Below are 14,395 nucleotides of genomic sequence, written 5' to 3' on the forward strand. Positions count from 1 at the left end.
GCCATGCAGTGTTCAAGACCTGCACAGTACCTGTGGGAGCGGGCATGCCCGCGAAGAATCCACCGCCGATTTTCAGGATTATCCGCATGCTCAGACTGCTGCTCACCCTGTTCCTGCTAATCCCTCTGGCAACCCAGGCCAACGAGGGCGAATTCTTCCTCGCCGCCAAACCTGCCGAGCAGGCCCGACTGCTCGAAAGCTGGGCGGCGCAACCCGACGCCGCGCGCCTGCCGCTGCTGAACAACCTGCGCCAGGGCCGCATCGCCGCCGATGACTCGCGCAAGGTGCGCCTGAACAACCGCCTGCGCGGCCTGATCGACAACGCCCTGGCCAGCCACCAACTGCTCAGCGACATCAGCGCGACGCGCCTGGCAGCCGCCCAACAGCTGCAGAAGAGCGCACAACCTGCGCAGATGGCCTTCCTCGACCGGCGCTTCGCCATCGAAGTGGACGCCGCTGTGCACGCTGCCCTCGGACTGGCCCTGGCCAACCTGCAACTGGGCGCCAGCGAACCTGCGGTGCGCCTGGCTGCCGTGCGCCTGCTCGGCGAAACCGGCGACCCGCTGGCCCGCACCCGCCTCGAAGCCCTGCTGCAACCCGACGCCGAGCGTGACGCGGCCGTACGCACCGCCGCCGAAACCAGCCTGGCCCAGGTCAAGCGCAAGTTGCTGGTCGGCGAACTGCTCGGCCAGGCCTTCAGCGGTTTGTCCCTGGGTTCGATCCTGCTGCTGGCCGCACTGGGCCTGGCGATCACCTTCGGCCTGCTCGGGGTGATCAACATGGCCCATGGCGAGATGCTCATGCTAGGCGCCTATAGCACCTACATGGTCCAGGTACTGTTGCAGCGCTACGCCCCGGGCGCCATCGAGTTCTACCCGCTGATCGCCCTACCGGTAGCCTTCGCGGTCAGCGCCGGGGTCGGCATGGCCCTGGAGCGCACGGTAATCCGCCACCTCTACGGGCGCCCACTGGAAACCCTGCTGGCGACCTGGGGCATCAGCCTGATCCTGATCCAGGCCATCCGCCTGCTGTTCGGCGCGCAGAACGTCGAAGTCGGCAACCCGGCCTGGTTGTCCGGCGGCGTCCAGTTGCTGCCCAACCTGGTGCTGCCGTACAACCGCCTGGTGATCATCGGCTTCGCCCTCGCCGTGGTGCTGTTCACCTGGTTGCTGCTCAACCGCACGCGGCTGGGCCTGAACGTGCGCGCAGTCACCCAGAACCGCAACATGGCCGCCTGCTGCGGCGTCGCCACCGGGCGCGTCGACATGCTCGCTTTCGGCCTCGGCTCGGGCATCGCCGGGCTTGGTGGCGTGGCCCTGAGCCAGGTCGGCAACGTCGGCCCGGACCTGGGTCAGAGCTACATCATCGACTCGTTTCTGGTGGTGGTGCTCGGCGGTGTCGGGCAACTGGCCGGCAGCCTCTGGGCCGCCTTCGGTCTTGGCATCGCCAACAAGCTGCTGGAGCCACAGATCGGTGCGGTGCTCGGCAAGATCCTCATCCTTGCGTTGATCATTCTGTTCATCCAGAAGCGCCCGCAAGGCCTGTTCGCCCTCAAGGGACGGGTAATCGACTGATGAACCAGCCACTGCTTGTCACCGCTACGCAAAAGGCCGGGCCAAGGCTGACCCTGGCCATCGGCGCCATCGTCGTGCTGCTGCTCGTCGCCCTGCCGTTGCTCTCACTGTTGCCGGCAGACCACGCCATGCAGGTATCCGCCTACACCCTGACCCTGGTCGGCAAGATCCTCTGCTACGCCATCGTCGCCCTGGCGCTGGACCTGGTCTGGGGCTATGCCGGGTTGCTGTCGCTGGGCCACGGCCTGTTCTTCGCCCTGGGGGGTTACGCCATGGGCATGTACCTGATGCGCCAGGCTGCCGATGACGGCCTGCCGGGGTTCATGACCTTCCTCTCATGGACCGAGCTGCCCTGGTACTGGGCCGGCACCCAATACTTCGCCTGGGCCCTGTGCCTGGCGGTGCTGGCGCCCGGGCTACTGGCGCTGGTGTTCGGCTGGTTCGCCTTCCGCTCGCGGATCAAAGGCGTGTACTTCTCGATCATGACCCAGGCCCTGACCTTCGCCGGCATGCTGCTGTTCTTCCGCAACGAAACGGGTTTCGGCGGCAATAACGGCTTTACCAACTTCCGCACCATCGTCGGCTTCGAAATTACCGCGCAAGGCACCCGGGCCGTACTGTTCCTGCTGACTGTCGGCCTGCTGCTGGCCAGCCTGTACCTGTGCTGGCGCCTGACCCGGAGCAAGTTCGGCCGCCTGCTCACCGCCGTGCGCGACGCCGAGAACCGCTTGATGTTCTGCGGCTACGACCCACGCGGTTTCAAGCTGCTGGTGTGGGTGCTCAGCGCCGTGCTGTGCGGCCTGGCCGGGGCGCTGTACGTGCCGCAGGTGGGCATCATCAACCCCAGCGAGATGTCGCCCACCAACTCCATCGAAGCCGCCGTGTGGGTCGCCTTGGGTGGGCGCAGCACCTTGATCGGCCCGCTGCTCGGTGCCGGCCTGGTCAATGGCATGAAGAGCTGGTTCACCGTGGCCTTCCCGGAGTTCTGGCTGTTCTTCCTCGGCGCGCTGTTCATTCTCGTCACCCTGTACCTGCCCAAAGGCGTGGTCGGTCTGTTGAAGAAGAGGACTCAGCCATGAGAGGCGTACCCCCGGTACATCCGGAATTCATGCTCGAACCTGTGTTCGACACCCTCGGCGCCGGCCGCGACGCCATTGGCCTGGGCCAAAGCCGCAAGGCCGGCCTCGACACCCGCCACGGCACGGTGCTGAGCCTTGAGGACATCAGCGTCAGCTTCGACGGCTTCAAGGCCCTCAACGCGCTGAACCTGTACATCGGCGTCGGCGAATTGCGTTGCATCATCGGCCCCAACGGCGCCGGCAAGACCACGATGATGGACGTGATCACCGGCAAGACCCGCCCCGACACCGGCAGCGCCTTCTTTGGCGACACCCTCGACCTGACCCGCATGAGTGAATACCAGATCGCCCAGGCAGGGATCGGTCGGAAGTTCCAGAAGCCCACGGTGTTCGAAGCGCTGACCGTGTTCGAGAACCTTGAACTGGCCCTGAAGACCGACAAGTCGGTGTGGGCCAGCCTGGCCACGCGCCTGAGCGGCGAACAACAGCACCGCATCGAGCAAGTGCTCACCACTTTGCGCCTGCTGCCACTGGCTCAGCGCCAGGCGGGCCTGCTGTCGCACGGGCAGAAGCAGTTTCTGGAGATCGGCATGCTGCTGGTGCAGGAGCCGCAACTGTTGCTGCTCGACGAACCGGTGGCGGGCATGACCGATGCCGAGACCGAGTTCACCGCAGAGCTGTTCAAAAGCCTGGCCGGTACGCATTCGCTGATGGTGGTGGAGCACGACATGGGTTTTGTCGGCAGCATTGCCGACCATGTCACCGTGCTGCACCAGGGCAGCGTGCTGGCAGAAGGGTCGCTGGAGCAGGTACAGGCGGATGAGCGGGTGGTCGAGGTTTACCTGGGTCGCTGATCATTATCAAGGACAAGACATGCTGAAAATCGACACCCTGCACCAGTACTACGGCGGCAGCCACATCCTGCGCGGCCTGTCCTTCGAAGCCAAGGTCGGCGAGGTCACCTGCCTGTTAGGCCGCAACGGTGTGGGCAAGACCACGCTGCTGCGCTGCCTGATGGGGCTGGTGCCAGCCCGTGAAGGCAGCGTCGAGTGGGAAGGCAAGCCGATCACCACGCTCAAGCCCCAGCAACGCGTTCACGCCGGAATCGCCTACGTGCCCCAAGGCCGCGAGATCTTCCCGCGCCTGACCGTCGAGGAAAACCTGCTGATGGGCCTGTCACGCTTCCCGGCCCGCGAGGCGCGGGAGGTGCCCGCGTTCATCTACGAGCTGTTCCCGGTACTGGAGCAGATGAAGCAACGCCGTGGCGGCGACCTGTCCGGTGGCCAGCAGCAACAGCTGGCCATCGGCCGCGCCCTGGCAAGCCGCCCGCGGTTGCTGATCCTCGACGAACCGACCGAAGGTATCCAGCCCTCGGTGATCAAGGAGATTGGTGCGGTGATCCGGCGCCTGGCCGAGCGTGGTGACATGGCCATCCTGCTGGTAGAGCAGTTCTACGACTTCGCCGAGGAGCTGGCCGACCAGTACCTGGTCATGGCCCGCGGCGAGATCATCCAGCACGGGCGTGGCGAAAACATGCAAGCCGAAGGTGTACGCGGGCTGGTAACCATTTAATCTGCAAGCAACGATCCTGCGAGACGCTGTCATGAGTTACGAAATACGCGACGCCCTGCCCACCGACGTGCTGGGCATCCTCGACATCTACAACGACGCCGTGCGCAACACCACGGCGATCTGGAACGAAACCCCGGTGGACCTGGGTAACCGCCAGGCATGGTTCGAAGCACGGGCGCAGCAGGGTTATCCGATACTGGTGGCGGTGGATGAAAGCGGTGTGCTGGGGTATGCCTCGTTTGGCGACTGGCGGCCATTCGAGGGTTTTCGGCTGACCGTGGAGCATTCGGTGTATATCCGCGGTGACCAGCGCGGCAAGGGGCTGGGGCCGGTGCTGATGGCGGCGTTGATCGAGCGGGCGCGTGCGTGCGGCAAGCATGTGATGGTTGCGGCCATTGAAAGCGGCAATGCGGCGTCGGTGCGCATTCATGAACGTCTTGGCTTCGTGGTGACCGGGCAGATGCCACAGGTGGGGGTGAAGTTTGGCCGTTGGCTGGACCTGACCTTCATGCAGCTGGTGCTGAACCCGGGTGCCCAACCCACCTGAAATGCGATCCCTTGTAGGAGCGGCCTCGTGTCGCGAAAGGGCTGCAAAGCAGCCCCAGATTTTTATCCCACTGCAAGATTGCCGGGGCTGCTTTGCAGCCCTTTCGCGACACAAGGCCGCTCCTACAGGAGTGCGGCCTACATCTGGGTGAATCGGCCCAGCCGCTGGCGCAACATGCTGTTCTCACTGCGCAACTGCTGCACCTCTTGCAACAGCTCCAGCGCCAGCGCCACCCCTTCCCATTCCAGTTCCAGCTCCTGATGCAGCTTCGCCGCGCGCCTGGCCAATAGCGGCGCCTGATCGTCGAACACCCAGTCCTCGGGCGTTCGCCCCGAAGGTTCGACAATGCCGTGCTCGACGATTTCGATCACGCAGTCGGCCGTGACATCGGCCTCCTGACACAGGGTACGCATGTCCAGTTGAACGATCAGGGTGCTGCTCATGATCACTTACTCCATTGTGTCCTCGGGTCGAACGCCGCTTTCTCGGAAAGCTGGGTCCACAGTTCACGGGTCGCAGCATCAGACGCCGGCGGCATCACCACTTTCAGCTGCGCGTAAAGGTTGCCGCGCTCGCCGCTCTTGTTCGCCAGGCCCATGCCCGGTACGCGCAAGCGCTGGCCGCTCTGGCTGTCGGGTCGGATGGTCAGGTTGATCTTGCCGGTCAGGGTCGGCACGGCCACCTTGGTGCCCAGCGCAGCCTCCCACGGTGCCAGCGGCACGGTGATGATCAGGTCATGACCTTCGACATCGAACAGTGGGTGCGGTGCCATGCGCACGGTCAGGAACAAGTCGCCGTTGGCGCCGCCGCCGACACCCGGCGCGCCCTGGCCCTTGAGGCGGATGCGTTCGCCGTCGGTGACCCCGGCCGGAATCTTCACGTTCAGGGTCTTGGTGGTGAACCCGGTGCGCTGGCCGGCCGCGTTGGTCTGCGGTACCTGGAAGCTGATCTGCTTGGATTCCTTGCTCAGGGTTTCTTCCAGGAAGATCGCCAGTTCCAGTTCCACGTCCTGCCCTCGCCTGCCGGCGCTGCGTTGTTGTTGCCGGCCGCCACCACCGAACGGGTTACCGCTGCGGGCACCGAAGATCGAGCTGAAGAAATCGGAGAAATCGCCGCCTTCGAAGCCGCCGCCAGCACCGCCCGCGCCGCCACGGCTCTGCCAGCCTGGTGGGGCCTGGAACGGCCGGCCATGCTGGCCGCCGTACTTGCGGATCTCGTCGAATTCGGCGCGTTTCTGCGCGTCGCCCAGCACCTCGTAGGCCTCGTTGGCCTCTTTGAATTTGTCCTCGGCGTCGCGCTCCTTGCTGACGTCAGGGTGATACTTGCGCGCCAGCTTGCGGTACGCGGCCTTGATCGCCTTGTCATCCGCCGTGGGCTCTACGCCGAGTATCTTGTAATAGTCTTTGAAGTCCATCTGTGGATCACCAATGTGAATTTTCGTGTTGCATCTGAAGATAGGGGTCAAGCATAGCCTTTCAAGGTGCGCTTGGGGTTGCCTCAAGGCAGACGATCGGTCTTGATTCTGTAGCCAACTGGCATAAACTGCGCGGCCGTTTTGCCTCCGGAAGCCTTTTCCCATGTCTGACGTATCGCCGGCCCGTGCTCTGGGTATCGACTTCGGCACCTCCAACTCCACAGTCGGCTGGCACCGCCCCGGCGCTGAGTCGCTGATCGCCCTGGAAGAGGGCAAGATCACCCTGCCGTCGGTGGTGTTCTTCAATATCGAGGAGCGCCGCCCGGTGTATGGCCGTCTGGCGCTGCACGAGTACCTGGAAGGCTACGAAGGCCGCCTGATGCGCTCGCTGAAAAGCCTGCTGGGCTCCAAGCTGATCAAGCATGACACCAGCGTGCTGGGCAGCGCCCTGCCGTTCAAGGACCTGCTGGGCATGTTCATCGGCGAGCTGAAGAAGCGCGCCGAAGCTGCCGCAGGTCGTGAATTCGACCAGGTGGTGCTGGGCCGCCCGGTGTTCTTCGTCGACGAAGACCCGGCTGCCGACCAGGAGGCCGAGGATACCCTGGCCGAGGTGGCGCGCAAGATCGGCTTCAAGGAGGTGTCGTTCCAGTACGAGCCGATTGCCGCGGCGTTCGACTATGAGTCGGGCATCAGCCGTGAAGAACTGGTGCTCATCGTCGATATCGGCGGTGGTACTTCGGACTTTACCTTGATCCGCCTGTCGCCCGAGCGGCATCTGGTGGCCGAGCGCCAGAGCGACATCCTCGCCACCGGTGGTGTGCACATTGGCGGTACCGACTTCGACAAGCAGCTGAGCCTGCAGGGCGTGATGCCGCTGTTCGGTTATGGCAGCCGGATGAAAAGCGGCGCACTGATGCCGACCAGCTACCACCTGAACCTGGCCACCTGGCACACCATCAACGCTCTCTACTCGCAGAAGTCGCAACTGGCCTTGGGCAGCATGCGCTACGACATCGAGGACACGCTGGGCATCGATCGCCTGTTCAAGCTGATCGAAGAGCGCGCCGGGCACTGGCTGGCGATGGAAGTGGAGGCCAGCAAGATCGAGTTGACCGAGCAGACCAGCCGCCGCGTCGACCTCAGCCGTGTCGAGCGCGAGCTGGGTGTGGACCTGACGCGGGTGCTGTTCGAGGAAGCCATCGAAGGGCTGCTGGAGCGCGTGCGCGGCAGTGTGACCGAGTTGCTGGCCAAGGCTGGCGTGAGCGCGGGCCAGGTCGACACGGTGTTCTTCACCGGCGGTTCGAGCGGCATTCCGGCCCTGCGCAACAGCGTGGCGGCGATGCTGCCGAATGCGCGGCATGTGGAAGGCAACATCTTTGGCAGCATCGGTAGCGGGTTGGCTATCGAGGCCCGCAAGCGCTACGGCGCTGCCTGAGCCATTTGGGGGCTGCTTTGCAGCCCTTTCGCGACGCAAGGCCGCTCCTACAGGAGAGCGCGTTCATTTGTAGGAGCGGCCTTGTGTCGCGAAAGGGCCGCAAAGCGGCCCCAGCAACCTGTCAGACCAGCTCGGCGCGCTTGAGCTCACTCTTCAAGTAGGCGTAATAGACCGGCCCCGCCACCACCCCGGGCAGCCCGAACGCCGCCTCGAACACCAGCATTGCCAGCAACAGTTCCCAGGCCTTGGCACTGATCTGCCCACCGACGATCTTCGCGTTGAGGAAGTACTCCACCTTGTGGATCACGATCAGGTAACCCAGCGCCGCCGCCGCCACCCAGATCGACAACGACATGCCGACAATAGTGATCAGGGTGTTGGACATCAGGTTGCCGATCACCGGCAGCAGCCCGAGCAGGAAGGTCAGCACGATCAGCGTCTTGGTCAGCGGCAGGTGCACACCGAACAACGGCATCACCACGGCGAGGAAAATGCCGGTGAATGCGGTGTTGAGCATCGAAATCTTGATCTGCGCGAAGACGATGTTGCGAAACGCCTGCACCAGCAGGTTCAACCGCTCGAACAGGGCCGCCGCCAGCGGCTTGCGCCGGGAAATGTCGGGGATGCGCTGCAGGGCGATGATGGCGCCGAGGATCATGCCGATCAGCAGCGTCACGAACATGTGCGCCATGCCCTTGCCCACCAGTTGCAGGTCGCTCAGGTGGCTCTTGATCCAGTCACCAATGGCCACCTTGAACTCCGCCGCACTGGCCGGCAGGTAGGCTTCGATGAACGGCGGCAACTGGCTGCGGGCGCGTTCGACCAAGGTCATGAACTTGTCCAGCGAGGCGCCAGGGTTCTCGGCTTCGTGCAGCAGGAAGCTGAAGGCACCGGCAATCAGCAGGGTCAGGACGCTGACCACCAGCACCCCCAGCAGCGCCACCGCCAGCCAGCGCGCACGTTGCCCGGCGATCAGTGGCTGCAGGCGCGGGGTGAGCATGTTGACCAGTTCGAACACCAGCAGGCCCGCCAGCAGGCTGGGCAGCAACTTCAGGGGCAAGGCCAGCAACAGACCAGCCATGACGATGATCAGGCTGGCCAGAGTGATCTGACGGGGGGTGAAAGTCATACAGCCTCGACGGCAGACAGCGGGAGTGCCCGCAGTCTGCCAGCCTTCCGGGCGCAGGTCACTTCTTCTTCAGGCAGTCGCTCATGAACGCCTTGCGCTCGTCACCTTTGAGCGCCTTGGTGGTGGCGTCGGCGTTGCAGGTCTTCATCTTGTCCTGCTGAGTTTGCGGCACGTCCTTCTTCAGACAGGTGCTCATGAATGCCTTGCGCTCATCGCCTTTCAAGGCCTTGGCGGTAGCATCGGTGTTGCAGGTTTTCATTTTCTCCTGCTGAGGGGTCGCGGCGAACCCTTGCGCGCTGAACAGCACAGCCAGCGCCAGCAGTGGCACGTGCAGCATCTTCATGGAGTGGTCTCCTCGGCTCCGCGCCCGATGCACGGACATGCGCCTGAGTGTAGACAAGATTTTTTACATTCTGCCCGGGCGTGGGCCTTCATAATGGCGAGCCAAGGCGTTACCGCCAAACGAAAGAGTCTTTCGCTGCATGAATTACGCGTTCCCCCTTTTCGCCATCCTCATCTGGGCCGGCAATACCGTGGTCACCAAGATGTCGGCCGGCGCCATCTTCCCCGCCGAAATCGGTTTCTATCGCTGGCTGCTGGCTGGCGCACTGTTCACCCCGTTCCTGCTGCCCGCCGTGTGGCGCAACCGTGCGGCCATCCGCCCGCACCTGGGCAAGGTGGCCATCCTCGGCGTGCTGGGCATGGCGGTCTATCAGAGCCTGGCGTACTTTGCCGCCGGCATCACCAGCGCCACCAACATGGGCATCATCCTCTCGCTGATGCCGCTGATGTCACTGGCCCTGTCCATCGCCTGGCTGGGCCAGCGCCTGAGCTATGGTGCCCTGGCAGGCGCCGTGGTGTCGTTCGTCGGTGTGCTCGAAGTAGTCTCCGCAGGCCAACCCGGCATCCTCCTGACGCAAGGCCTGAACAGCGGCGACCTGTTGATGCTGGTGGCCACCCTGGCCTACGCGCTGTACAGCTTCCTGCTGAAGAAGTGGCAATTGCGCCTGCCGCCGTTGCAGCTGCTGTACCTGCAAGTGCTGGTGGCCATTCTGGTGCTGCTGCCGTTGTTCCTGCTGTCGGACAAGACCGGCCTGAACGGCCACAACATCGGCCTGGTGCTGTACGCCTGCGTGCTCGCCTCGATGATCGCCCCACTGCTGTGGATGCAGGCCGTGCACCGTCTAGGGCCAAGCCGGACCACGCTGTTCTTCAACTTGCTGCCGGTGGTGACCGCGGTTATCGCCGCCGTGGTCCTCGACGAACGCCTGGCCAGCTACCATCTGATCGGTGGTTTGCTGACCTTGGTCGGCGTCATCCTCGCCGAGCGCTGGACCACACCGGTACGCCGCTAGAGCCCGTCAGCCTTGAGCCGCGCGGCATGTTCGGTGAACAGCCGCAGCGGCTCGGCGCCCTTGCCCACGGCGCCCAGCGACTGGTTGACGATATCCAGGTGGTCGAGCGGGAAGTCATCGCCGATCACCTGCCCCAGGTGCGAGCTGAAACGCCCGACCATGCCGTCGCAATGGCCCTTTTCCCTGACGAAACTGCGCGCGAACAGCCGACAGAAGCGGTTGCTGCCGTCGAAACGGTTGCGCCCTCGATCGGTCAGCCCGGGTTGCAAGGTGCCGGACCAGGAATAGTAGCGCACGCCGTTCACCTCGTACGCCCCTTCCCCGCCCCAGGTTTCCGGCAGCCCTTGTGGATAAGCCTGGTTGAACAGGGCCACGCCGTCGCTGGTCAGCGCCTGGTGCGAAGCATGCACGTCGACGGGCAGCGGGTCGCGGCGCCAGCCGGTTTCCAGCCATACCAGCAACACCGCCAGGCCATGCAGGATGGCCTTGAGGATGCGCCCTTGAGGGGAATCACCTGGCGCCGTGCGTTCAAGGTGATCGGCCAGTTCCGAGCCATGGTTGGGCCCGGCCACCGAAGTGACCGATGCCACCCGGTCCGGGCGCCTGGCTGCTGCATAGCGGGCGTTTAGCGCACCTTGGCTGTGGCCGATGAGGTTGACCTTGTGCGCCCCCGTGCGCTGGCAGATGTCTTCGATGATCGCCAGTAACTGTTCGCCGCGCACTTCGTTGGAATGCAGCGGCGAGACCTGCACCGGGAACACCTGCGCGCCGCCCTTACGCAACGCAGGCACGATGCCGAACCAGTAGGGGTAGAGCAGCACCCGAACGAATCCGAGCATGCCCGGTACCAGCACCAACGGGTATCGCGTGGCCAAATCCTGCTGCATGGCTCGAGCTCCTTGCCGTGGACGATCGGCCAACACTAGCGCCGCTTAGGTGACGATCGCAATCGAACTCCCGACGCGCCGTGCGGTTCCAATCCTGAACAGACCCTTTGCAAGGAGCGGGACCATGTACAAGCAGACCCTGGCAGTCCTTCTGGCAAGCGCGGCCCTGGCCGCCTGCAGCAGCAACCGCCCGGAAAACCCGGTGGACTACGTCACATTCCGCGACGAGCCATTGGTCAAGCAGGTGGAAAACGGCATGACCATGCAGAAGGTCATCGCCATCGGCGGCAGCCCATCGAATGCGATCGACCTGCCACACGGCGGCACCTGTAACGACTACATCCTCAACCGCGACGGCCACCAGCAGCCGTACTACGTGCGGTTCGATGCCACTGGCCACGTCGATGCCAAGGGTTTCAAGACCTGCAAACAACGAGAAGAGGACAGCAAAGCCGCCCAGGGCGCTTAAGCCTCCCGTTCGCCTTCACCACCCGTCCTGATCTGTTTGGAGACAATCATGAGCAACGTTGAACTGACCGATGTGCAAACCCTGCGCGAGCGTGCCCGCCAGCACGTCGAGCAAGGTGCAGTGACCGAGGGTTACCACGCTGACCGCCAGGAGATCCTGCGGCTACTCAACGAGTCGCTGGCCACCGAGCTGGTCTGCGTGCTGCGCTACAAACGCCATTACTTCATGGCCAGCGGCATCAAGGCCAGTGTGGCGGCGAGCGAGTTCCTCGAGCATGCCAACCAGGAAGCCGAGCACGCCGATAAGCTGGCCGAGCGCATCGTGCAACTCGGTGGAGAGCCGGACTTCAATCCGGACAACCTGACCAAGAATTCCCATGCGCAGTATGTGGCGGGCAGTTCGCTGAAGGAGATGGTGCTGGAGGACCTGGTGGCGGAACGGATCGCCATCGACAGCTACCGCGAGATCATTCAGTACATTGGTGATAAAGATCCAACTACCCGGCGCATCTTCGAAGACATCCTGGCTCAGGAAGAAGAGCACGCGGACGACATGTCCGATTTGCTTCAGGGGCTGTAATTGCTGGGGGCGCTTTGCGCCCCTTTCGCGACACAAGGCCGCTCCTACAGGAGTACGCGATCCCCTGTAGGAGCGGCCTTGCGTCGCGAAAGGGTCGCGAAGCGGCCCCCTGCTATTTCTGCTTCTTCACCGCAGCCGGCGCCTTTCCGGCTTTCATCTGCTGCAACAACGGCGTGCACTGGTTGGGTTCATCACCACTGCTCGGCGCCACCAGCGCCAGCAACCCCGCTGCCGGCCCCGCCACCACACCCAGGGCCACCATCCCCGCCCCACGCAACGCCAGCGGCACCGCCTGCACCCCTGCACTCGGCTTGGCAAACGGCCCGCGCACGTACAGCGGCGAGCGCAACGAGAACAAACGCAGCCCCTTGGACTCCGGGGTAACCTTCATATCCAGCTGCTCACTGGCAAAGTTGGCCGTACCGTTGATGTAGATGATCGCGTTCTCGGTATCGAAGATGAACAACCGCGTGGTCGCCAGCCCGTCCTTGATGCCGATATCCGCTGCCGCACAGTTGATCTTCACGTCCTCGTCGCCGAACAGCTTGCCTACCACGTAGTTACCCACATTCAGCCCGGCAATCTCCATCAAGCTGCGGCTGATGGCACCGTCATTGATCAGCATGCGCAGGTTGCCGTTGGCCGTGCCCAGCAACGCCGCCACCGAGTTGCCACGGCCGCTGATGTCGGCATCGCCGTTGAGCTCGCCGAAGCTGGTCTGCATCGGCGCAAAGGTCGGGAACAGTTGCTTGAGCTTGAAGCCACGGGCCGTGACCTGGGCACGGGCCTGCAGCGGTACATTGCGGCCGTCGAGGCGGATGTTGGACGCCAGGTTGCCACCGGCCACGCCAAAGCGCAGCGGCTCCAGGCGTAGCAGGCCGTCATCGAGAATCACGTGGGCCGACAGGTCGTTGAAGGGCAGTTTTTCACTGTGCACGATGCGCTTGCCGGCAAAGGTGACGTCGGCGTCCATGGCGCGCCAGCGCTCGGTACGGAACTCTTCCACCGGCAGCACCTTGTCGGCCGGCTGCTTGCTGGCGCCGCCGCGGGCTTTCTGTTCGGCATTGGAGTCAGCGCCGATCAAGGGGGCCAGGTCCTTGAACAACAGCTGGTTGGACACCAGGTTGCCGGACAGACTGGGCCGAGGCTGGCTGGCGACGAAGGTCAGGTCGCCATGAATGTCGCTGTCGCCGATCTTGCCGTTGAAGCCCTGATAATTGAAGGTGGCGCCTTCAGCGGCATGCAGGTTAGCGCTGAGCCGGCCATCCGTGGCGTAGGCCGGGGTGTCGGGCAGCGTCACGCCGGTCAGCGGGTAGAGGTTGCCCAGGCTGGCGCCGGACAGGCGCAGGCGCAGGTCCAGCGCACCGAGGTTGCGCGGGTCGGTCAGGGTGCCGGCCAGCACCACATGGGTATCGGCGATGCGCAGGTCTGCCTGCAGCGGGAATGGCTGGCTGGCATCCTGCAACGCCAGCAAGCCGCCGATCTTGCCGGTGCCGGATACCGGCTGGCCTTTGTAGCGGCCTTGGGCCTTGAGCCCGAACGCATAATCCTGGGCACCTCCCGCTTTCTCGGCGCTGGCCTTGCCGACGATCTCACTGAAGGGGATCGGTTTGCCCAGCGGGTCTATCTGCACCTTCATGCTGGTTTTCAAGGTCTGGTCGTCGAAGCTGACGTTGCCCTGGTCGAAACCGATGGCGCCGATGTCCAGCTGCCACTTGGACGGTTCCTCGTTTTCATCCTTGGGGCCGAAGTCGAATGTCCAGTTGGCGCGACCATCCGCCAGGCGCTTGAGACTGGCGGTGGGCTTGGTCAGGTCGATGCGCGGGATGCTGATCTGCTGGAACATCAGCGGCAGCGGCGCCAGGCGGAACTCCACACGCTCAAGGCCGACCATCTGCGGTTCCTCGAGCCACTCCGGGTTGCCCAAGGTCAGATCTTCGGCAATGAAATGCGGCCACGGCACCCAGGCGCGCCAGCCGCCTTCTTCCGGCTCGGTACGCCAGTGCACGGCGAGGTTGCCATTGATCGCGAACGGCCGGTGCAAGGCCTCGGACACCTTTTCATTGAGCAGCGGCTTGACGCGGTTCCAGTCGAACGTAGCGATTATCACGACCAGGATCGCCAGCAGGGTCAACAAGGTGGTTAGGGTCCAGACGAGGATTCTGGCGGGACGCGTCATTGCGTGATTCTCCTGACGGCATGGCACAAAGCGGGCGTAACGATGGCACTCAATATCTCGGACTGATGAAAACCCGCTGGGTTTTATCGAAGAGGGCCATGATAGCGAGTTTTTTCGGCTTTCCTGCTCGGGCTTGGCTCATGCCTCGACTCGGGTGTTACCAGAATTCATTGCTG

15 protein-coding genes are annotated in these 14,395 nt (G+C 63.8%); 9 read left to right on the forward strand and 6 right to left on the reverse strand.

Annotated elements, in window-relative coordinates; genetic code table 11:
* The first annotated feature begins 44 nt into the window (after nt 1-44).
* Genes urtB through ACIPW4_RS08235 form a run of 5 tightly spaced genes read left to right on the forward strand, consistent with a single transcriptional unit; the run spans nt 45 to nt 4,772 of the window.
* The gene (gene urtB, locus ACIPW4_RS08215; protein WP_400656574.1) at nt 45-1,574 is read left to right on the forward strand and encodes an urea ABC transporter permease subunit UrtB; all 1,530 of its coding nucleotides are present in this window, start codon (nt 45-47) and stop codon (nt 1,572-1,574) included.
* Nucleotides 1,574-2,653, forward strand: coding sequence for an urea ABC transporter permease subunit UrtC (gene urtC, locus ACIPW4_RS08220; protein ID WP_400656575.1), 1,080 nt, complete (start codon nt 1,574-1,576; stop codon nt 2,651-2,653). The genes urtB and urtC overlap by 1 nt, the downstream gene beginning before the upstream one ends.
* Nucleotides 2,650-3,507, forward strand: a complete 858-nt coding sequence (gene urtD / locus ACIPW4_RS08225) for an urea ABC transporter ATP-binding protein UrtD (protein WP_400656577.1) — start codon at nt 2,650-2,652, stop codon at nt 3,505-3,507. Before urtC ends, urtD begins: the two co-directional genes overlap by 4 nt.
* 19 nt (nt 3,508-3,526) lie before the next feature.
* Nucleotides 3,527-4,225, forward strand: coding sequence for an urea ABC transporter ATP-binding subunit UrtE (gene urtE, locus ACIPW4_RS08230; protein ID WP_400656580.1), 699 nt, complete (start codon nt 3,527-3,529; stop codon nt 4,223-4,225).
* Nucleotides 4,226-4,256: 31 nt separating this feature from the next.
* Nucleotides 4,257-4,772 carry a GNAT family N-acetyltransferase gene (locus ACIPW4_RS08235; protein WP_400656582.1) on the forward strand — a complete coding sequence of 172 codons (516 nt, stop codon included), beginning with the start codon at nt 4,257-4,259 and terminating at the stop codon, nt 4,770-4,772.
* 137 nt (nt 4,773-4,909) lie between these two features.
* Here the strand turns inward: ACIPW4_RS08235 and ACIPW4_RS08240 are convergent, their stop codons facing one another.
* Both ACIPW4_RS08240 and cbpA read right to left on the reverse strand, forming a co-directional pair.
* On the reverse strand, nt 4,910-5,215 hold the full coding sequence (locus tag ACIPW4_RS08240; RefSeq protein WP_400656584.1) for a chaperone modulator CbpM: 306 nt from the start codon (nt 5,213-5,215) through the stop codon (nt 4,910-4,912).
* 2 nt (nt 5,216-5,217) lie between these two features.
* Nucleotides 5,218-6,186, reverse strand: a complete 969-nt coding sequence (gene cbpA / locus ACIPW4_RS08245; RefSeq protein ID WP_400656586.1) for a curved DNA-binding protein — start codon at nt 6,184-6,186, stop codon at nt 5,218-5,220.
* A gap of 163 nt (nt 6,187-6,349) precedes the next feature.
* On the opposite strand from cbpA, the gene ACIPW4_RS08250 reads away from it, so the two are divergent.
* Nucleotides 6,350-7,621, forward strand: coding sequence for an Hsp70 family protein (locus tag ACIPW4_RS08250; RefSeq protein ID WP_400656588.1), 1,272 nt, complete (start codon nt 6,350-6,352; stop codon nt 7,619-7,621).
* Nucleotides 7,622-7,742: 121 nt separating this feature from the next.
* Here ACIPW4_RS08250 and ACIPW4_RS08255 read toward each other — a convergent pair whose 3' ends face one another.
* Nucleotides 7,743-8,750, reverse strand: a complete 1,008-nt coding sequence (locus ACIPW4_RS08255) for an AI-2E family transporter (RefSeq protein WP_054887833.1) — start codon at nt 8,748-8,750, stop codon at nt 7,743-7,745.
* A gap of 58 nt (nt 8,751-8,808) precedes the next feature.
* A complete protein-coding gene (locus ACIPW4_RS08260; RefSeq protein ID WP_400656589.1) occupies nt 8,809-9,093 on the reverse strand; it encodes a PsiF family protein in 285 nt (94 codons plus the stop codon).
* Nucleotides 9,094-9,232: 139 nt separating this feature from the next.
* Between ACIPW4_RS08260 and ACIPW4_RS08265 the strand changes: the two genes are divergently transcribed.
* Complete coding sequence (locus ACIPW4_RS08265; RefSeq protein ID WP_400656591.1) at nt 9,233-10,105, forward strand: DMT family transporter; 873 nt, start codon at nt 9,233-9,235, stop codon at nt 10,103-10,105.
* Here the strand turns inward: ACIPW4_RS08265 and ACIPW4_RS08270 are convergent.
* Complete coding sequence (locus ACIPW4_RS08270; protein ID WP_400656593.1) at nt 10,102-10,992, reverse strand: alpha/beta fold hydrolase; 891 nt, start codon at nt 10,990-10,992, stop codon at nt 10,102-10,104. The genes ACIPW4_RS08265 and ACIPW4_RS08270 overlap by 4 nt on opposite strands.
* A 124-nt stretch (nt 10,993-11,116) precedes the next feature.
* On the opposite strand from ACIPW4_RS08270, the gene osmE reads away from it, so the two are divergent.
* The gene (osmE, locus tag ACIPW4_RS08275) at nt 11,117-11,461 is read left to right on the forward strand and encodes an osmotically-inducible lipoprotein OsmE (RefSeq protein ID WP_400656594.1); all 345 of its coding nucleotides are present in this window, start codon (nt 11,117-11,119) and stop codon (nt 11,459-11,461) included.
* A 48-nt stretch (nt 11,462-11,509) separates the two neighbouring features.
* Nucleotides 11,510-12,040 (forward strand): bacterioferritin, encoded by a 531-nt coding sequence (locus ACIPW4_RS08280; RefSeq protein ID WP_085676790.1) that lies wholly within the window; start codon nt 11,510-11,512, stop codon nt 12,038-12,040.
* Between the two features lie 112 nt (nt 12,041-12,152).
* Here ACIPW4_RS08280 and ACIPW4_RS08285 read toward each other — a convergent pair whose 3' ends face one another.
* Entirely contained in the window at nt 12,153-14,219 is a 2,067-nt protein-coding gene (locus tag ACIPW4_RS08285) for an AsmA family protein (RefSeq protein ID WP_400656597.1), read from the reverse strand.
* Nucleotides 14,220-14,395 lie beyond the last annotated feature (176 nt).

It is taken from the genome of Pseudomonas sp. NPDC089996, assembly GCF_044748405.1.
Classification (GTDB): Bacteria; Pseudomonadota; Gammaproteobacteria; order Pseudomonadales; family Pseudomonadaceae; genus Aquipseudomonas.